We start from the raw sequence: 20749 nt of genomic DNA on the forward strand, positions 1-20749 counted from the left end.
TCAACGTTGACACTGCAAAATTCAAAACAGCTTATGTTTTATCTAAATGGAAAAATCTAAAAGGAAACAACACCTACCGGTGTTGACTTGATTAAAAGTGCTATGCACAGACCTAATCTTTCATTTGCTTGATTACAGTGTATCTGCCCAGAAATGGGAGTCAAGGATGCTTCGCACCGAAGGCGTTGTCCTTGACACCCATTTCAAGGCAGATAAAATATCAACAAGCAAAAGAAGGATTATTTGTCGTACAAAAAAGTACGGCATTAAACATTAATCAAAGGCCTGCGTAGCAGGGCTTCCTTTTAAAAGATAAAAAGAGTAAGATAGTCACAAATCTAATTCTTATCACAAATACATAGGGATAGTCTTTTCTATGATTTCCGAGTACAAATTTACGCTGCCATGATTATGGCTTGACAGATAAAGGCAATCTATAGATAATATAAACATAAGACTAGGTCAGGAAGCGTACGACGCCCTGACCATTTTTTTTGGAGAAAATATGAAAGAGTATAAGACTTTTAATCACATAAAGCGTATAGTGATAATCCTGCTTATAATTTCAGGATTTATAATGGTGGGACAGAATATTAAACCACAAGAAGAGTCATATGGTGTGTATATTGGAGCGGATCCCGAAGATTTAAAGGACAAAGATTTGGCAAAAACAATTGTCATCGACGCCCAGTATTACAGCAATGAGGAGATTTCTGATTTAAAGAAGGAAGGACATATAGTCTATACATATCTTAATCTTGGCTCTATCGAAAGCTTTAGAGACTATTACGATGATTATAAATCTCTCACATTAGACACATATGAGAACTGGGAGGATGAAAAATGGGTAGATGTCACAGATGATTCATGGCAGCAATTTTTATCTGATAAGGCAGATGAGCTGATAGATAAAGGCGTTGATGGATTTTTTATAGACAACACGGATGTATATTATCATTATACAACAGATGAAGTTTTTGAAAGTGTTAGCGAAATTTTAAAAAATTTGCAGAATAAAGACACCTACATCCTCATTAACGGAGGAGATGCCTATGTAACAGAGTATCTGAATCGCTATGGTTCACTCAGTGATATCCTGGACGGAGTGAACCAGGAAAATGTGTACACAGCTATCGATTGGGATAGTGATACTTTCACGGTAAATGCAGAAGACGAGCGTGAATATTTTCTTGAATATCTTCAGCGAGTCAAAGCAGACTGCAAAGATGCTTATGCACTAGACTATGCCACAGACCCTGATATCATCAAATCATCTAAGGCATTTGCTCAAGAGCATGGATATACAGTGTATGTTTCTAAATCTTTAGAGTTGGAATAAACAAAAAACTAATCATAACCTTGAAACATATTAAATTTCACAATGAAAGAGATTGAATCGGAGGATTAATGGATGGAACAAAGTCATGAAATTATAGATACTAACAAGGAGTATGAGGAACTCTTGTTAAAGGTAGGAACGACCTTGGAAAAAGGCAGGAGTAGGGTGGCAGCTGCAATAAAGACCATTATGGTTGATACATATTGGGAAATAGGCAGAGATATAGTTGAATATGAGCAGGATGGTCATGAGAAAGCAGAGTATGGTTCTGAGGTGCTTAGCAGGCTTTCTCAGGACTTGACCAATCGTTACGGAAAAGGCTTTAGTAGGAGCAATGTGGTATACATGCGTAAGCTTTATAATGTATATCCAAATAGACAGACACTGTCTGACCAATTGAGTTTTAGCCATTATGTGGAACTTTTAAAAATTGAAGATCCAATGGAAAGATCATTTTACGAAAAAGAGTGTGCTTCAGAAGGCTGGGGTGTAAGAGAACTCAAGAGGCAGATGAAGAGTATGCTTTTCCATAGGATAGCACTTAGTTCTGATAAGAATGAGGTGATGAGATTGGCTCAGGAGGGGCAAATAATTGAGAGTGCCGAGGATATAATAAAGGAGCCTTATGTATTTGAGTTTACAGGATTACCGGAATTACCTGTTTATAAAGAAGGGGACCTGGAAGATGCACTCACTAACAATTTGAGTCAGTTTTTTCTTGAACTGGGTAAAGGATTCACATATGTTGGAAGACAGCAGAAGATGGTTATTTCAGGAAGGACATATAAGGTTGACTTGGTATTCTACCATAGAATCCTGAAATGCTTTGTGCTCATTGATCTTAAACGTGGAGAGGTGCAGCATGAAGACATTGGACAGATGAATTTCTATCTGAATTACTATAAAGAAGAGATGAATACAGATGGAGATTCGGATCCTATAGGAATAGTACTAGGCGCATATCAGGATAAATTGGTTGTTCAATATGCCCTTCAAGGTATAAGCAATCAGGTATTTGTTAGCAGATATCAGTTGTATTTGCCTGAAAGAGAACAGTTGGAAGCAGAGTTTAGGAGATTTATGGAAGACTCTGAATCAAATAAAGAATGATTTGAATTGGTCAGACAGTGTCTGACCAATTAGACAGATAGGAGTAGCATAATTGCTGCTCCTTTTTCTATGTAACAAATTGAGAACAATTGGTTAAATATGCTACATATGGAATGGATAATAACCTGTTTGTGTCAAAATATGAATTATACTTACCAGATAAGAAAGAATTAAAAAAGCTTGTAGACAATATTATTGATGAGGGGACTGAGGGCGAGTGTTTGGAAAATTGAATGAAGAAACCCTATAAAATTAGGCTTTCTATCATAATATGATAATAGGTGTCTGGAAAATTTAGTGAGTGTTATAGAGAAATCTATAGCACTCTTTTTTTATGTAAGGTTGTCATGGCGACAACTTTTTGTTGTCGGTTTATACATCGAACCATAGGGTATTACAACGTATTATGAAGTAGTCAAGAGGACAAACCGGTTTGACCGAGACATTAAGATTCTAAGGAGGAATAGTGATAACAAGATTATGGAGGTCTGTTTCTTGGTATGAAAAGTGCTGATGTTTTAAACGACAAAATCATCAAACGTATTGTCATAATCCTGCTTATAATTTCAGGATTTATCATGGTGGGACAAAATATTCAGCCAAAGGAAGAACCATATGGTGTGTATATTGGAGCGAATCACGAAGATTTAAAGGACAAAGATTTGGCTAAAACAATTGTCATCGATGCCCAGTATTACAGTAATGAGGAGATTTCCGATTTAAAGAAGGAAGGACATATAGTTTATACATATCTTAATCTTGGCTCTATCGAAAGCTTTAGAGACTATTACGATGATTATAAATCTCTCACATTAGGCACATACGAGAACTGGGAGGATGAAAAGTGGGTAGATGTCACAGATATTGCCTGGCAGCAATTTTTATCTGACAAGGCAGATGAGCTGATAGATAAAGGCGTGGATGGATTTTTTATAGATAACACTGATGTGTATTATCATTATGCAACAGATGAAGTTTTTGAAAGCGTTAGCGGAATTTTAAAAAATTTGCAGAATAAAGACACCTACATCTTCATCAACGGAGGGGATGCCTATGTAACAGAGTATCTGAATCGCTATGGTTCACTCAGTGACGTCCTGGATGGTGTAAATCAGGAAAATGTGTACACAACCATCGATTGGGACAGTGATTCTTTCACGGTAAATGCAGAAAACGAGCGTGAATATTTTCTTGAATATCTTCAGCGAGTCAAAGCAGACGGCAAAGATGCTTATGCTCTTGACTACGCTACAGACCCTGAAATTATCAAAGCCTCTAAGGCATTTGCTAAAGAGCATGGATATACAGTGTATGTTTCTAAATCCATAGAGCTAGATTAAATGACATCATAGCAAAATAAATAAAAGTTAATCATATCCCGTTCACAGTTTGAATATAAGCCCATGATACAATAACAATGTCTCTGTATACACAATTATTCGTAAGGAGATATTTATGACCAGCCTAAATCAGATGCCGGGCAGTTATGATGAATTTTTGCTTCAGAATAGAAAATATATAAACGGTTCTTTCCTATATGTGATTTTTACTTGTATTTTTACGGGGCCGGCCATTGCACTAGGGATTTATTTTGGCGTATTTAATCATACCAATTATTATGCATGCTTCATTATTTCTTTTGTGATGCTTATGCTGTATTTGTTATGTTGGTACCTATATAAGATAAGTCCTTATTCCAGATATAGTGCTTATATAGCTATCTGCGTAATGAACATTATGCTTGTCTACATGTCATATGAGAAGATAAATGTGCGTGTCACATGGTTTCTTATGCCGTTGCTTAGTATGCTTTTATTAGACATAAAGATATATGTATCATCATGCTTATTTAATTACCTAATGGTTATTTTATCGATTTGGCTTTCAGCACCATTTATGAGTTCTATTACAAACGATGTTACCCCTAGGCAGTATTTTTTAAATGAAGCTATTGCACGTAGTATAGAATCATTCATTATGGCTGTAGTTGGATATGAAATCGGCAGATTGATATCCTTCTATTACAAGTCATTAATTGAGGAAAAACATACCGTTTCTGTGGCCGAAAGGATGATGGAAAAGCAGATTGTATTGCTTGAATCCATGTCAGAGCTATATGATAGAGTAAATTATATTGATTTTGAATCTATGATAGAGCAGTCCCTTCAGTGTGGACAGAAGATTGAATATAAGCTTGACCTTGAAAATAATAATCATTCCCATATGGTAAATGGTATGATTGATGAGGTTCCTAAAGAGGATCATGATAGATTCCTTAGATTTACAGATTTAAAAACTATTCAAAGCCGCCTATCAAAGCAGAAAATCATTTCAGAGGACTTTAAGAAGAATAATAAAAACTGGTACAGATTGCAGTATATTGTGGTAGCATCAGATGAAAATGGCTATCCTACAAAGGTAATATTTACCACATTAAATATTGATGAGGAAAAACGTAAGGAAAAATTCCTATTAGAGATGGCATTGACAGATGAGCTCACTAAATTGAGCAATCGTAGATGCTATGACAGAGATGTTGCCGAATGGAAGATGGTGGCACCACCTGAAAATCTCTGCATTATTTCCGTAGATGTTAATGGACTCAAGATAGTAAATGACACTTTAGGACACATGGCTGGAGATGAGTTGATTAACGGCGCCGTAGACTGTATTTTAAAGGGCATGAAAAGGAATGGAAAGCTGTATAGAACAGGCGGGGACGAATTTGTGGCAATTATATTTACCACAGATTATAAGGAAATTGGTGAGGCGATATTAAATTATGCGAACCAGTGGCGCGGAATATATAACAATAAGCTTGCCATTTCAATTGGCATGGCTTCAGTGGTAGAATATCCTTATGTGACATATGAAGAATTGGAAAAAATAGCCGATGATATTATGTACCAAAACAAAGCTGAATATTATAAGCAAAACGGAATAGACAGAAATGCCTTGTACAATAAATATCAGGCAAGATAAAAGGGGAAATGAAAAAATGGATAGCGAAACAAAAGAATTGTATAAGAAAATGACACAGGTTCATGAGAAGGTAGATGTATTATTCAAAACTGCGAAAATACCCTCAATGCTGATGAACGAATACAATAATAAGGTGTCACAGTATGAAAATATGTATGATACTGTGGAAACTATGAAATCCATGGCTCAGACAGAGGATGCTGTGATAAAGCTTGATTTACAGCAAAAAGAAATACTTAACAGGCGTATAAAATGTGAAATGGAGTTGGCAAAAAAAGCTCAGCAATGCTTGTAAATAGTGAGACATCCTTCTTTTGGGGAAGGATGTTTTATTATGCATTTTTATTATTATTTGAAAGGTGTACATTCATGAAATATGAAAATATAGTTCCTGCAAAATTTGTAGCAAGGCCTAACAGATTTATAGCGCAGGTGGAATTAGACGGACAAGCTATATCTGTGCATGTGAAAAATACCGGCCGCTGTAAGGAGCTGTTGCTTCCAGATAGAATTGTGTATTTGGAAAAAGCAAAAAATCCAGAGAGAAAAACCCCGTATGATTTAGTTGCAGTCGAGACACCGATTGGGATAGTAAACATTGATTCTCAGGCGCCAAATGCTGTTGTAAAGGAATGGTTAGAAAGACAGGATTATGACTATATTGACCCGGAGCATAAATTTGGAGATTCAAGAATCGATTTTTACATGAAAAAAGGAAAAGATGAATATCTTTTAGAGGTGAAAGGGTGCACTCTTATAAAGGATGGCGTAGGCTATTTTCCAGATGCCCCAACGGAAAGAGGGGTAAAGCATCTCAGGGAACTGGCGAAAGCTACGAAGGATGGCTATAAGGCAAAAATAGCATTTGTCATTCAGGTTGAAGGAGTTTCTGAGGTGCGCCCAAATGTGGAAACTCATCCGGAGTTTGGTGTGGCGCTGAATGAAGCTACTGATGCAGGTGTTGAGATTTTATATTTAAAATGTAAAGTAGAAAGTGACAGCTTAGAAATAATAGATTGATAGGAGATAGTTATGACTGAAAATGAAAATCTAGAGTGGGAAGAGGTTTCCTGCGAGCATATCATAAATGACGAGTGGATTGATTTTAGAAAGAGCAAATATAGATTTCCAGACGGCAGTGAGTTCGAGCCATACTATAGCTATAGCCGCAAGGATTATGTGGTGATTGTAGCCACTGATGAGGATGGAAAATATATCTGTGTAAGACAGTATCGCCAGGGAATCAAGCGTGTTACAACAGAGTTTTGTGCAGGAGGGATAGAAAGGTCAGATGAAAAAGAATACGGAAATTGTATGGATGCTTCAAAAGCAGAGGATGCTTTAGAAGCAGCAAAAAGGGAACTCATGGAAGAAACAGGATACGAAAGTGATGAGTGGAAGTTTCTGCTGTCAGTGCCTTCTAATGCTACCATGGCTGATAATTATGCCAATATTTTCGTTGCAAAAAATTGCCGTAAGGTAAGTGGTCAAAATCTGGATGATACAGAGTTTTTAAATGTTCATCTGTATGATAGAAATGAAATAGATAAAATGATTGAGTCTGGAGAGTTTCCACAGGCAACACATATTTTATCATTATTGCTGGCTGACAAAGCTGAATAAACTCAAAAAACATTCAAAAAGCTGCCCTTTTAAGGCAGCTTCTTGTTTAAGATAGGATATAAAATTGTGGCTATAATGACGCCAAATACGCCTTGAACAATATTTGGAATGATACTTGCTGCAGCAGCTACTGTAGCAGCGGCTACAGATGAATCATTCAATACTGAAAGAGTAAATATTTCAAATAAGAAATATCCCAATACCATGACGGCTTCACCAATAACACCACCGATGGCAAGCTGAGGAACTACGTTACCAGATGAAAAAACCTTTTGAAGCAGTTTGAAAATGTGATATCCAACGAATGCTGTAAGGGCTTTTATTATGAAAGTGGCAGGTACATAGATGAAGTATCCTCCGATGAAATCAGAAAGTGCTGAGCCAAGTCCTGCAGCAAAGGCGCCCCAAATTGGGCCAAGTATCAAGCCTGATAATAAAACAAATCCATCTCCTGGATGAATGTATCCATTTGTAGGTGTAGGGATTTTAATAATCATTGTACCTACGCAGGTTAGAGCAGCAAAAAGTGCTGTAAAAATAATTTTCTTAGTCCGGTCCATATTTTGTGTGGTATATGCAGTTGCCTTCATTTGTGCCTCCAATTCAAAGTGTAAAATTTAATAGCAAAAAGTCTATATTTTTATTGCGTTTATAATACCACCAAATTACAATAATGCAATATAGAAATCCTTGATAATTGGGTATAAGAGATTTTTATAGGTAAAAAATCAGTAGATAATAATCAATAATATAGAAAAGAGGTATATCATGAAGATTGTATTTTTGGATCGCAAAACAATTGGAGAAGATATTGATTTGTCAGGATTTGATAGATTTGGTGAGGTTGTAATTTACGATTACTCTGCTCCAGATGAGGTGCCTGCAAGAGTGGAGGATGCCGATGTTATCGTTCTTAATAAGGTGCCTGTAAATGAAGCTACAGTAGGAAATGCAAAACAGCTTAAGCTGGTGTGTGTCACAGCAACAGGCACAAACAATTTGGACAAGGAATTCCTTGATGCAAGAGGAATTCAGTGGAGAAATGTAGCCGGTTATTCAACAGAGGCAGTGGCGCAGCATACATTCGCATTGTTATTTTATCTTTTCGAGCATCTTAACTACTATGATAGATACGTTAAGGATGAAAAATATGTAAATGATAGAATGTTTACACATTTTGAAATGCATTTCAACGAGTTAAGCGGCAAAAACTGGGGTATCATCGGACTTGGTGCTATCGGCAAGCGTGTGGCTCAGATTGCTAAATGTTTTGGTGCCAATGTGTCTTATTATTCAACCAGTGGTCGCAATCATTGTGAGGACTATACAGAGGTTGATTTTGATACCTTACTCAAGGAATCGGATATCATTTCGATCCATGCACCACTTGATGAAAACACTATGCATTTGATAAATGCTGAAGCTCTGCAGAAAATGAAGAGCTCAGCTATCCTTATAAATGTTGGTAGAGGACCAATTATTGTGGAAAAGGATCTGGCAGATGCCCTTGAATGTGGACAAATTGCAGGTGCTGGACTTGATGTACTTGATATCGAGCCTATGTCACCAGAAAATCCATTAGTTAGGGTTAAAGATAGCAACAAGCTTATCATTACACCACACATAGCATGGGCAGCAGTAGAAGCCAGACAGCGACTTATGAAAATCATCGAAGGCCAAATAGAAGAGTGGTTAAAATAATTTAATAAAAATTATCCAGTGGCAATTGTTACAAAAAAGGTAGCAGTTGCCATTTTTAACATATTATTCACAGTAAAACCTCATTTATAAGCTATAATCCAATTAGTTGGTCTCGCTAGCGAAGTTGAGTAATACAGTACGATCAATTATCAAAGGGGAATAATTACTTGACTTTTCGGAGGTGGGTATGGAAGGAAGAGCAAATGAGGACAAACTGGGAAAATTAACAAGGTTTGCATCACTAAGGACAGCTTTGATAGGACTTGTGGTGGTTTCACTTGTATGTGTAGGCGTAGCCGCAGCAATTGTAGGAACAGCCAACCTGCGTCGAGGTATGGAATATGAAATAGAGACAGGCGTTATGGCGACTTGTGCTTCATATGCCCAGGTGCTGGATTATACAACAAAAGATTTAACACCTGAAGAATCGGCATCTATTACTTTGGAGCAGGAGATGAATGCTGAAACAGGATATGATTATACTTTCTTTAGAGGTGATACCCGTGAGCGCTCTAGTATTGCCGGAGTTGTAGGAACAAAAGCCGGGGATGCTGTAATAGCTGAAGTTATCAATAATAAAAACAGATATTCCGCATCAAACGTTATGATAAACGGCGAGCCATATTATGTTGCATACATTCCACTTTTAAATGATGACGGTAGTGTATATGGTATGGCTTTTGTAGGTTTAAAGAAAATTGCTGTAACAGCATATATCAGTAAGCGAGTTGCATGGACTGTAACTCTTTCATTTGGAATTATAGTTATTTTTACATTACTTGCTATTTTCTATACCGTTCAGATAATAAAAGCTATTGAAGAAAATGTCAGAGCAGTTCGTCAGATGGCGACAGGTGATTTGGAAATTAAGCTCTCTGACAAAGTTAAAAATAGACCTGATGAGCTAGGCGAAATGTCCAATGCCCTATATGACATGGCGGCAAAAATACGTGATGTAATCGGCAGTGCCAGAGTATCATCAAACGAGGTGGATGATTCAGCAGGTTATCTTAATGAAACAGTAAAAACAATTGCTGAAACAGCTGACAATGTAACTATAGCGGTTTCTCAGGTAGCAACTGGAGCTTCAAGCCAGGCAGAATCATTGCAGGAAGCTGTAATAAATGTAAATGATATTAACGATGCAGTTCAGCTAATTACAGAAAACACTGAGAAGATGCAAGGAATTGCAGATTCAATGCAGGAAAATTCAAGAGCGAGCCAGGAAAAACTGACAGAGCTCAGAATGTCTACCAGAGCAAGTATAGCTGCTATAGATGGAATTGTTGATTTGATTGGAAATACAAATACTGCAGTTACCACTATTAGTGAGGCAGTTCAGATTATTGATGCAATTGCAGCACAGACAAATCTTCTTTCGCTGAATGCAAGTATTGAAGCGGCAAGAGCAGGCGAGGCTGGAAAGGGCTTCGCAGTAGTTGCAGATGAGATTAGACAGCTTGCAGACCAGTCTGCAGCAGCTGCGCAGAATATCCAGGAGGCTATGAAAGGTCTTGCTTCTGATTCAAACAAAACAATGGCGGAAGCAGGCAGTGTACAGGAGACTATCACAAAACAAAGAAGTACTATTCACAGAACTATTGAGCAGGTTGACCTCTTGATAGAGGATATCAACAAGTCAGTTGCACTTACAAGGGAAATAGTTGAAAACGTGGAGAAAACTGAGGCGGCAAGCGATGCAATTTCAGACACAATCACAAATCTTTCTTCTATTTCACAGCAAAATGCAGCAAGCTCAGAAGAGACAAGAGCCTCAATGCAGGATTTGACAGATACTATGGAAATCCTTTCAGAGAAGGCAACAGGTCTTAACGATATTGCAAAGGTTTTAGACAAAGAAATGGCCTTTTTCCAGTAAAAACCGGTTGTTTTTCGACACAGTGAGTAATATATTATAAATATGGGGTTTGTGTCGAAAAACGGGGGTTTTAGTATGGAAAAAGGTAAAGAAAAAATCAATAATATTGACTATTCTGCAACAGACATTTTGTATATGCTTCGGGATTTACCAGATGCCTGTTGCATCTTTGAGGTAATTACAGATCCTTTTGGAACAGTTCAGGATATGCGATTCCTCTTCGTGAATGAAAAATATGCCAGCCTGGTAGGTAAGCAATCCAGCGAGCTTTTAGGCTCTACGTTTTTTAATACCGTGAGCAATAGGGACGAAGATTGGATGAAGCTTAGCTATCAGGCTGCTTTTATGCGCCAATCGGTGATGAATCACACTTTTAATACACAATACAATAGATGGTTTGAATTCTGGGCAGTACCTGTCTATAAAAAGGGCTTCTGCGCTTTTATTATTCATGATGTTACTGCTGAAAAGCGCAAGGAAGAAAATAGAACTATAGACTATAATTCTACAAACTTTGTGTTAAATTGCGCCAAGGTTTTATCTACAAGTGAGTTTCGCAAGGGAATAAAATACACACTTAAGGAGCTTGGTGGTGTATTAAAGGCTGACAGAGTCAGTGTTATAGATGTGAAACAGGGTGAAGTCGGTGATGTATATCAATGGAGCGAGCGAATAAATGGTACAGGTCTGCCTTCAAAAAAAGTTTTGGATGAATACGATTTTTTCACCATGTGGGAAAGTCAGATAAAGGAAGATGGAGTAGCCGTCATCGATGATACCAGTGTATTAAGCGATAAAAATTCACAAATCTACGATGATGTATTGGCAGGAAATATTTCCCGTTATATAGTTGCCAGTCTTAAGGATAAAGCAGAAACTATAGGATATCTTTTGGTGGATAATTATTCTATGGAACTTGACATAGATGAGAGGACAGTGGTGCAATCTGTATCTATATTCATTTCGGAAGAATTGAAGAACTATAAACTAACTACAGAAGTGAGCTACATGAACACTCACGATGATTTAACCGATTTAGGAAATCGTTACGCATATTACACAACAAAAAATATGCTTGATGGACTTGAAGTGACAGTTGGTGTATGCTTTATTGATATAAATGGAATCAAGGCAATTAACGACGAACGCGGTCATGATGCGGGAGACGATGTTATAAAGGAAACTGCTGAATTGATTGCCTCTGTTTTCAAGAAAAAGTTCTGCTACAGAATAGGTGGGGATCAGTTTGTGGTTATTGTCCCTCAGGTTTCTAAAGAACACTTTGACGAACTATTGGAAAAGCTGAAGAAGAAAAGAAAGAAGACAACATTTGCCATAGGTGCTGTCTGGTCTGAGGAAAGCAAAGATATCAACAATCTTATCAATCAGGCAGACAAACTGATGTCTTCGGATAAGTCTAACTTCTACAGCACGGCAAACAGGAGAAAATGAGATGATTAACGCGACCTACAAGAAGATGCTGGAAGGCAAGTCTATTATCCGCGAGCTCAGCGAGTACGCCACAGCCCGTGGAAAAGAGATTGGATACGAAAATGTTTTTGATTACAGTCTGGGAAATCCCAGCGTGCCTTGTCCAAAAGGGTATACAGATACTGTGATTAACATGTATCAGAATAATGACCCTATGTCTATACATGGCTATAGTCCATCCCTTGGAATAGAAGATGTAAGGGAGGCTGTGGCAGATTCCTTAAAGTCGCGATTTGATGTGCCTTACGAGGCAAAGCATATTTTTATGGCAATCGGTGCAGCAGGCGCTTTGGCTCATGCCTTTAGATTGGTTACAGAGCCAGGTGATGAAATAATTGTATTTGCACCATTTTTCCCTGAGTACACAGAATACATAGGCCGAACAGGGGCTGTTATGAAGGTTGTTCCACCAAGCACAAAAGATTTCCAGATTAATTTTGATGCTTTTGTGGATATCATCAATGAAAAGACCATGGCGGTGTTGATAAATACACCAAATAACCCAACAGGCATTGTATATAGCGAGGAAACTATCAAGCGTCTGGCAGAGATACTTTACGCTAAGCAGGAAGAATACGGACACGACATCTTTTTGATAAGTGATGAGCCATACAGAGAGATTGTATTTGATGGCAAGGTGTGCCCATATCCAGCAAAATATTATGATAATACATTGACCTGCTATTCTTTTTCAAAGAGTCTATCACTTCCTGGAGAGAGAATCGGCTATGTAGCAGTAAATCCAAAGGCGACAGATAGTGATATACTGGCAGTAATCATGGGTCAAATTAGTAGAGGCATAGGCCACAATTGTCCATCATCAACCTCACAGCTGGCAGTGGCACAGGTGCTTGGTGAAACCAGCGATTTAAGTGTGTACGAGACTAACATGAACATCCTTTACGATGCCCTTACAGAGATGGGCTTTGAGGTGGTGCGTCCGGGTGGAACTTTCTACATTTTCCCAAAGGCTCTTGAGGAGGATGCAAATGCATTTTGTTCAAAGGCAAAAAAATACGATTTGATATTGGTTCCTGCGGACAATTTTGGATGCCCGGGTTATTTTAGAATGGCTTATTGCATAGATACTGAAAAGGTTAGACGTTCAATAGCTGCATTTAAGCGATTCGTCAGTGAGGAATATCACAAATAATTTTATAGAACAGGTTTTATTTAAATGGCTAAGCAGAAAAAACAGATAGAATACAGATATTACGAGATTCCTGATGGCCACTATGTTATGGCACTTTTAGGCGACAGCTGGGTAAGAAGCTATGGTGCTGAGATAGAAAATCTATTACACTTCCACAATTACATGGAAATTGGCTATTGTTATTGGGGAAATGGAATGCTCACAATAGAAGATTCCAACGTGGCTTATAAAGGTGGAATCATTACTATCATCCCAGAAAACATACCACATGAGACTAAAAGCTTTAATCAGGGAGTGTGTAAATGGGAATATCTTTACATAGATATCGATAATTTTATTCGTAATGAGATTCAAATTAAGCGAATGTTGCCTGAGGAGGTAATCAAGCGAATTAATAAACAGGGTTATATAATTCAATGGAACCAGAATAAGGCCATGACAAATATAATCCGAAATATCATCGAAGAATATCGTGAGAAAAAGCCTTATTACAAGGAGGCAGTGCGGGGTTATTTAAGGGCTTTTGTGGCGGAGCTTTTGCGAATAAATGAGGATATGAGCTCAAGCCTGACTATAGAGCAGAAGCGCCTGAACAGTTACATTGAAAAAAGTGTAAATTATATCTCGGAGCATTTCGCTGATGATTTGAAAATGTCGGATGTTGCAGCAGAATGTGGACTTTCAGAGAGCCATTTCAGGAGAATATTTGAGGAAAGCATGAACATGAAGCCTCTAGATTACCTGAATATGGTCCGCATAGACAAGGCCTGTGAAATCATACAAAACAAAGACTATGCCATGGAAGAGGTGGGCTTTAGAGTAGGATATCAGACTCCATCCACCTTCAACAGAAACTTTAAAAAGCTCACAGGCAAAACTCCATACCAGTGGAAAAAGGAAGAAAACACTGCAGGAATCACAAAAAAGAATTATAAAATAAGCGCCAAAAAAGGGTGGTAAAGCATTTAAGCTTTACCATCTTTTTTTAAAGGCTTCCCCCTGGGGGGAAGCTGTCAGCTTGCTGACTGATGAGGGGTGTATGTATCGTCATTTAGAACAAGCTAAATTCATAAATTCAACAAATTATCATGTAAAAACACTCATTATCTCCCCACAAAATAGTCGAATTTGCAATTTTTTAGCTCAAATCTATTTAGCTAGAAATACACACAAACTAGTATTATGACTATAGGAGGGACGAAAAAGAGCACTTAATTGTGCAAGATGCACAATTACGCGCCGGAAAAATTTTACAATCAATAAGGAGAAGAAGAAAATGAAGAAAAAATTGATTTCGCTTATGCTTGTTGGTGCAATGGCATCATCAATGGTTGCTTGTGGGGGTTCAGATGCAGGCAGCGCAGACACAGCTACTGATTCAGCAGCAACAACAGAAGATGGGGCTTCTACAGCCGATGTTCAATCAGATGATGAAAACACACTTACAGTTTATGCTTGGGATGAAAATTTCAATATTCCAGCACTTAAGGCGGCTGAAAAGGATTATCAGGACGTTAATAAAGACTTCAAATTGGAAATCATCACACAGTCACAGTCTTCTGACGTGGAGCAGGCAGTAACACTTGCGGCAGAAGCTGGAGATTATAGCACATTACCAGATATCGTACTTTTCCAGGATCACTACATCCAGCAGTACGTTACAAACTATCCAGATGCATGGCAGGATGTGGATGATGCAGATTGCGATTGGTCAGGACTTGGAGCTGAGAAGCTTTCTTACTCTACAATCGATGGCAAGCACTATGGTTTCCCTGTAGATGCTGGTACAGCAATTTTTGCATACAGAACAGACCTTCTTGAGCAGGCTGGATACTCAATTGATGATGTTAAGGGTATCACATGGGAGAAGTTCGATGAAATCGGACAGAAGGTTTATGACGCAACAGGAAAGCATCTCCTTTGCATGGATGGTAGCGGAAACGACTTATTCTACATGATGCTTCAGGAAGAAGGTGTTTCACAGTTTAAGGATGGCGAGCCATACATCAAGGATAACAAGGCTCTTGTAGAAGTATTTGAAATCATTGCAAAGATGGCACAAGACAACGTTCTTTACCTTGCAAATGACTGGTCAGATTACACAGATCAGGCTATCCAGGGCGACATGGTTGCAGGTGTATTCAATGGTAACTGGATTATCCCAACAATGAAGCAGGTTTCAGAAAACTCTGGTAAGTGGGAAATCGTTCCAGCTCCATCACTTACAGGTAAGCCAGGATACGCTTCAAACGGTGGTTCTTCACTTTACATCACAGGTAACTGCAAGAAGACAGATCTTGCTAAGGATTTCTTAGCTTACACATTTGGTGGACGTTCAGCAGAGGACGGACAGTCTACAACATATGACGAGGCACTTCTTAACGGTGGTGTTATCGGAACATGTGCAGCAGCTGCAGAGTCTGATGTTTACCAGCAGGGTGTTGATTTCTTCAATGGCCAGGCTATTTACGCTGACATCGTAGATTACACACAGAACGTTCCTACAGTTGAGCAGTCTGATTATCACTATTCAGCAAGAACAGCTCTTGGAACAGCTCTTCAGAATGTAATCGAGAATGGTTACACAACAGAGCAGGCTCTTGAAGAGGCAGAGACAAACCTTAGATTTGAAATGGGACTTTAATCTTTAGTTAATGTATTTTCATGGGAAGTGGCTGGCCCACTTCCCATTTTTAAAGAAGGGGGATGCCAACGTGGAGAAGAAAAAACATGGAATGACACTTGCAAATAAGCAATTGGCAGCCGGCTGGTTGTTTCTTACACCAGCAACAATTCTTATTTTCATAATGAGTTTTTATCCAATTATTCAGGCTTTAATAACATCATTTAAAACAGGAAAGGGCGTAAACATAAAGTTTGCTGACCCACTTACATACAATTACTCTCGAATGTTACAGGATGTAATTTTCAAAACCTCTATGAAAAATACATTCCTTTATCTAATAGTAGAGGTTCCTATTATGTTAATCCTGGCTATTCTTTTAGCTCAGCTTCTTAACAATAAGGACCTTAAATTCAAGGGATTATTCAGAACATGTATCTTTTTACCTTGTGCCACATCCCTTGTATCTTATTCATTAATTTTTAAATCAATGTTTGCTACACAGGGTCTTATCAATACAGTACTTCAAAATATTGGTATCACTCATGAAAACATTAATTTCCTTGGAACAGCAGGTACAGCCAGAGCCGTAATCATCATTGCTCTTATATGGAGATGGACTGGTTACAATATGGTATTTTATCTTGCAGGTCTTCAAAACATTGAATATTCAGTTTATGAGGCAGCAAAAATCGATGGCGCAAATGGTTGGAAGACATTTTGGAATATTACGGTTCCACTTCTCAAACCAACAATTGTTATGACAGCTATCATGTCAATCAACGGAACATTACAGCTATTTGATGAGTCTATGAACTTAACAAGTGGTGGCCCTGCAAACTCAACAATCACAATGTCACATTACATCTACAATCAGGCATTTGGACAGGGTGTAGGTAACTTCGGTTATACATCAGCTATGTCATTTGTAGTATTCATCCTTGTAGCAATACTTGCATTCATCAATTTGAAAGTAGGTGATACACGTGACTAAGAAAAATAGATCAATGATACAGCGTAGGCTTATTCCTACATACATATTTTTAACTATCTGCTCATTTATATCAGTATTTCCACTTTACTGGATGATTGCAGCAGCAACTAATTCGTCACTTAATGTGGCAAGAGGTTCAATTGCATTTGGAAATCAGCTTGCGGTAAACTTTGCAAACCTTTCAAAAGCTGTTCAGGGAACTCTCTGGAGCAGTATGGGAAATTCATTTCTCTATTCGATTGTACAGACTGTAGTAACACTTTTTGTGTGTTCAATAGCAGGCTATGGATTTGAGCTTTATCACGACAAGGGCAAGGATAGACTTTTTGGAGTACTACTTCTTGCAATGATGGTTCCAGCCGTTGCAACAATGGTTCCTTTATACGGCCTTGTTTCAAAGGCAAAGCTTTTAAACTCAGTATGGGCTTTCATCCTTCCTGGTATTTCAACACCATTTATGATTATGATGTTCAGACAGAACTCAAGAAATTTTCCACCTGACATCATGGAAGCTGCTCGTATTGATGGGCTGGCTGAATGGAAGATTTTCTTTAGGATGTATGTTCCTATCCAGAAATCAATTTATGCGGCAGCTGCAGTTATTACATTTATGAATGCCTGGAACGCATATATGTGGCCAAAGGTTGTTATGAGCGACAACAGAGCACAGACAATGCCAATGTTCATAGCAAATATTTCAAGCGGCTACACAGTAGATTACGGAATGACAATGTTAGGAGTATTATTCTGCTCGCTTCCAACAATGATAGTATTCTTTATACTTCAGAAGCAGTTTGCAGAAGGAATAACAGGATCGGTAAAATAATATGGCTGAATTCAATTATGAGATTGTAAAAAATCCAAGAATTTTTCAGGAAAACAGGTTAGACCCTCACTCAGACCACGAGTACTATGATAGCGAGGCGTATGGATATGGGGAGAAATCAAATTTCAAATATTCTTTAAATGGAATGTGGAAGTTTGAATATGCCAAAAACTACGAGTGCTGCGATAAGACGTTTTTTGAGGAAGACAGGGATTGTCATGGTTGGGACGATATAAAGGTTCCTGCCCACATTCAGATGGAAGGCTATGACAAAATAATGTATGTAAATACACAATATCCTTGGGATGGTCATGAGGATATTGCTCCAGGGGAGATTCCGGTAGAGGAAAATCCTGTGGGAAATTACGTGAAATATTTTGAAGTCCCTGAAATGATGAAAAATGGCCCAGTGTTTATTTCCTTCCAGGGAGTGGAGAGTGGATTTGCTCTTTGGCTCAATGGTAAATACGTAGGCTACAGCGAGGATTCATTCACTCCTGCTGAGTTTGATTTGACAGCATATATTAAGCCTGGTGTAAATAAACTGGCAGTTCAGGTGTTCAAATGGACAGCCGGCAGTTGGTGCGAGGATCAGGATTTCTTTAGATTTTCGGGAATCTTTAGAGAGGTTTATCTGTATACTATTCCAGCTACACATATCAGGGATTTGCGCATCCAGACTCTGCTTGATGACGATTATAAGGATGCCACGCTTGTCATTGATATGGAGGTCGTTGGGAGCGGCCTTGTCCAGATGACTTTGTCAGATGATGATACTGACATTCTAAATAAAGCAAATGTAATTGAAGGTAAGAATCATCTAGAGGTTCATGTAAGAGAACCAAAGCTTTGGAGTGCAGAGAATCCTTATCTTTTCGATTTACAGCTTAATGTATTTGGCGAGACGGGCCGATTAACCGAGGTTGTTAAGGAAAAGGTGGGCTTTAGACGCTTTGAGATGAAGGATGGAATCATGCATCTCAATGGTAAGCGCATAGTGTTCAAGGGAGTTAATAGACACGAGTTTTCTTCTTCCACAGGGCGAGTGCTCACTGAAGAGGAAATCCTTCAGGATATTATCACAATCAAAAAGAATAATATTAACGCTATTAGAACAAGTCACTATCCAAATCAAACTGTATTTTATAGGCTATGCGACATATTTGGACTATATGTTATCGATGAGACAAACCTAGAAACTCACGGAACCTGGCAGGTGCCAATCCTTATTTCAAAGGTAAAGGGCAATGATTATGCAGTGCCTGGTGATAGGCCAGAATTCACAGAAAATGTAATAGACAGAGCTCACAATATGTTTGAGCGAGATAAAAATCACCCTTGCATCCTGATTTGGTCTCTTGGAAACGAGAGTTATGGCGGTACAAATATGCGCAAGATGCAGGATAAATTCCATGAGTGGGATGATACGCGACTGGTACACTATGAAAGTGTATTTAACGACAGACGTGTAGATATATCAGACATGGAATCTACTATGTATGTGCCTGTAAGTGGAATTAAAAAATGGTTAATGGAAAACGAAGGCAAGCCATATATCAACTGTGAATATATGCATGCCATGGGAAATTCCCTTGGTGCCATGTTTAAGTACACAGAGCTTGCTTACGAGGAGCCGCGATTCCAAGGAGGTTTCATCTGGGATTATATAGACCAGGCCATAACCACTACAGATTGCTACGGTGAGGAATTTGAAGGCTATGGCGGAGATTTTGACGACAGACCAAACGATGGTAGCTTCTCAGGTGATGGTATCTGCTACAGCAAGGGCAGACTTCCAAGCCCAAAAATGCAGGAAGTAAAATACGACTATCAGAACATAAAAATCACTATAGAAGATGGCAAGGCTCATATAGAAAATAGAAATCTGTTTACAGATACAAATGAGTTTACTGCCATTCTTACAGTTGAAAAACTAGGTGAACTGATAGTAGAAGAGGAATTTACAATAGACTGTCCTCCGCTTGAAAGTGTTGATTATGAGCTAGAGCTTGATTTACCAAAGGACAATGAATATGTGGTGACATTATCGTTTGTACTTTCCGAGGACGAGCTTTGGGCGCCAAAGGGACATGAGATAGCCTATGGCCAGGCCACAGTGGGTAGATTTGTTTATCCTAGAGAAAAGGGACTTCCATTAAAGGTCACAAAAGGCTTCCACAACGTAGGAATTAAGGGTGCAGATTTTGAGGTGTTATTTGTATATCAAAGAGGCTTGAGCTCTTACAAATACCATAATAGAGAACTTTTAAAGCGTGTGGTTTTGCCTAATTTCTGGCGTGCAATGACAGAAAATGATTTGGCAAATCAGCTGCCATTCAGAGCAGGGCAGTGGAAACTGGCAAGCAAATATCTGGCTACAAATATTATGGATGAAAATGTAAGCGAGGCGCCACAGATAGTGGAGGAAGAAGACTGTGTAAAGGTTACATACACCTATCATCTTCCAACAAGGCCAGCAGGAGTGTGTCACGTATCGTACATCGTCCATACAGACGGCATGATTGACTGCACATTAAAACTTCCAAAATCAGCTGAAATTGGCGAGCTTCCAGAGCTTTCTATGGTATTTGCATTTGATAAAAAGCTGTCTAATCTTCAGTGGTATGGCAAAGGCCCAGAGGAAACATATCCTGACAAGGATCATGCAAAGCTTGGAGTATTTAACAACAAGGTCGAGGATAATGTAACCAAGAATCTGGTTCCTCAGGAATGTGGTAACCATCAGGAAGTGCGTTTCGCTAAAATCACTGATGATAAAGGTGATGGAGTGATTTTCCTACCTGGAAAACTGGGATTTTCAGCACTGCCATATACAGTCCATGAAATAGACGAAGCTATGCACCATACAGAACTTCCAAAGCCACACTTCACGCATGTGAGAGTGGGACAGCAAATGGGTGTTGCAGGAGACGATACCTGGGGTGCAAAAACCCATCCAGAATTCATGCTTGATAACAGCAAAGATATGCAGATTTCCTTTAGTTTTAAGGGGATTTAAGTTATAATA

The 20749-nt window shown here is 38.5% G+C and carries 17 protein-coding genes; 16 read left to right on the forward strand and 1 reads right to left on the reverse strand.

The annotated features are described in order from the left end of the window. The first annotated feature begins 505 nt into the window (after window positions 1-505). From BLV53_RS07740 to BLV53_RS07770, 7 genes are all read left to right on the forward strand, one after another. A complete protein-coding gene (locus tag BLV53_RS07740; RefSeq protein WP_090299507.1) occupies window positions 506-1339 on the forward strand; it encodes an endo alpha-1,4 polygalactosaminidase in 834 nt (277 codons plus the stop codon). 72 nt (window positions 1340-1411) lie between these two features. Beyond that, the gene (locus BLV53_RS07745; RefSeq protein ID WP_090299510.1) at window positions 1412-2449 is read left to right on the forward strand and encodes a PDDEXK nuclease domain-containing protein; all 1038 of its coding nucleotides are present in this window, start codon (window positions 1412-1414) and stop codon (window positions 2447-2449) included. 500 nt (window positions 2450-2949) lie between these two features. Beyond that, entirely contained in the window at window positions 2950-3789 is an 840-nt protein-coding gene (locus BLV53_RS07750; protein WP_090299512.1) for an endo alpha-1,4 polygalactosaminidase, read from the forward strand. A gap of 115 nt (window positions 3790-3904) precedes the next feature. Continuing rightward, window positions 3905-5431, forward strand: a complete 1527-nt coding sequence (locus BLV53_RS07755) for a GGDEF domain-containing protein (protein ID WP_090299515.1) — start codon at window positions 3905-3907, stop codon at window positions 5429-5431. Window positions 5432-5447: 16 nt separating this feature from the next. Beyond that, window positions 5448-5726, forward strand: coding sequence for a hypothetical protein (locus tag BLV53_RS07760; RefSeq protein ID WP_090299518.1), 279 nt, complete (start codon window positions 5448-5450; stop codon window positions 5724-5726). A 74-nt stretch (window positions 5727-5800) separates the two neighbouring features. Then, window positions 5801-6451, forward strand: a complete 651-nt coding sequence (sfsA, locus tag BLV53_RS07765; RefSeq protein WP_090299924.1) for a DNA/RNA nuclease SfsA — start codon at window positions 5801-5803, stop codon at window positions 6449-6451. A 12-nt stretch (window positions 6452-6463) separates the two neighbouring features. Then, entirely contained in the window at window positions 6464-7054 is a 591-nt protein-coding gene (locus tag BLV53_RS07770; RefSeq protein WP_090299520.1) for an NUDIX hydrolase, read from the forward strand. A 29-nt stretch (window positions 7055-7083) separates the two neighbouring features. Here BLV53_RS07770 and BLV53_RS07775 read toward each other — a convergent pair whose 3' ends face one another. Next, on the reverse strand, window positions 7084-7644 hold the full coding sequence (locus tag BLV53_RS07775; protein WP_242879054.1) for an ECF transporter S component: 561 nt from the start codon (window positions 7642-7644) through the stop codon (window positions 7084-7086). 178 nt (window positions 7645-7822) lie between these two features. Between BLV53_RS07775 and BLV53_RS07780 the strand changes: the two genes are divergently transcribed. The 9 genes from BLV53_RS07780 (at window position 7823) to BLV53_RS07820 (ending at window position 20740) form a co-directional block, all read left to right on the forward strand. Then, window positions 7823-8755 carry a D-2-hydroxyacid dehydrogenase gene (locus BLV53_RS07780; protein WP_170830792.1) on the forward strand — a complete coding sequence of 311 codons (933 nt, stop codon included), beginning with the start codon at window positions 7823-7825 and terminating at the stop codon, window positions 8753-8755. Window positions 8756-8942: 187 nt separating this feature from the next. Further along, window positions 8943-10634, forward strand: a complete 1692-nt coding sequence (locus tag BLV53_RS07785; RefSeq protein WP_090299525.1) for a methyl-accepting chemotaxis protein — start codon at window positions 8943-8945, stop codon at window positions 10632-10634. A gap of 75 nt (window positions 10635-10709) precedes the next feature. After that, on the forward strand, window positions 10710-12086 hold the full coding sequence (locus tag BLV53_RS07790) for a sensor domain-containing diguanylate cyclase (RefSeq protein WP_090299528.1): 1377 nt from the start codon (window positions 10710-10712) through the stop codon (window positions 12084-12086). 1 nt (window position 12087) lies between these two features. After that, window positions 12088-13278, forward strand: a complete 1191-nt coding sequence (locus BLV53_RS07795; protein WP_090299531.1) for a pyridoxal phosphate-dependent aminotransferase — start codon at window positions 12088-12090, stop codon at window positions 13276-13278. Between the two features lie 24 nt (window positions 13279-13302). Then, window positions 13303-14238, forward strand: coding sequence for an AraC family transcriptional regulator (locus BLV53_RS07800; RefSeq protein ID WP_090299534.1), 936 nt, complete (start codon window positions 13303-13305; stop codon window positions 14236-14238). 316 nt (window positions 14239-14554) lie between these two features. Beyond that, window positions 14555-15922: an ABC transporter substrate-binding protein gene (locus tag BLV53_RS07805; protein ID WP_090299537.1), complete on the forward strand. Its 1368-nt coding sequence runs from the start codon at window positions 14555-14557 to the stop codon at window positions 15920-15922. A 91-nt stretch (window positions 15923-16013) separates the two neighbouring features. Beyond that, on the forward strand, window positions 16014-16895 hold the full coding sequence (locus tag BLV53_RS07810) for a carbohydrate ABC transporter permease (RefSeq protein ID WP_170830800.1): 882 nt from the start codon (window positions 16014-16016) through the stop codon (window positions 16893-16895). Window positions 16896-16908: 13 nt separating this feature from the next. Further along, on the forward strand, window positions 16909-17721 hold the full coding sequence (locus tag BLV53_RS07815; RefSeq protein WP_090299928.1) for a carbohydrate ABC transporter permease: 813 nt from the start codon (window positions 16909-16911) through the stop codon (window positions 17719-17721). A gap of 1 nt (window position 17722) precedes the next feature. After that, window positions 17723-20740: a beta-galactosidase, LacZ type gene (locus tag BLV53_RS07820; RefSeq protein ID WP_090299543.1), complete on the forward strand. Its 3018-nt coding sequence runs from the start codon at window positions 17723-17725 to the stop codon at window positions 20738-20740. Window positions 20741-20749: the final 9 nt, after the last annotated feature.

Source organism: Pseudobutyrivibrio sp. ACV-2, from assembly GCF_900107545.1.
Classification (GTDB): Bacteria; Bacillota; Clostridia; order Lachnospirales; family Lachnospiraceae; genus Pseudobutyrivibrio.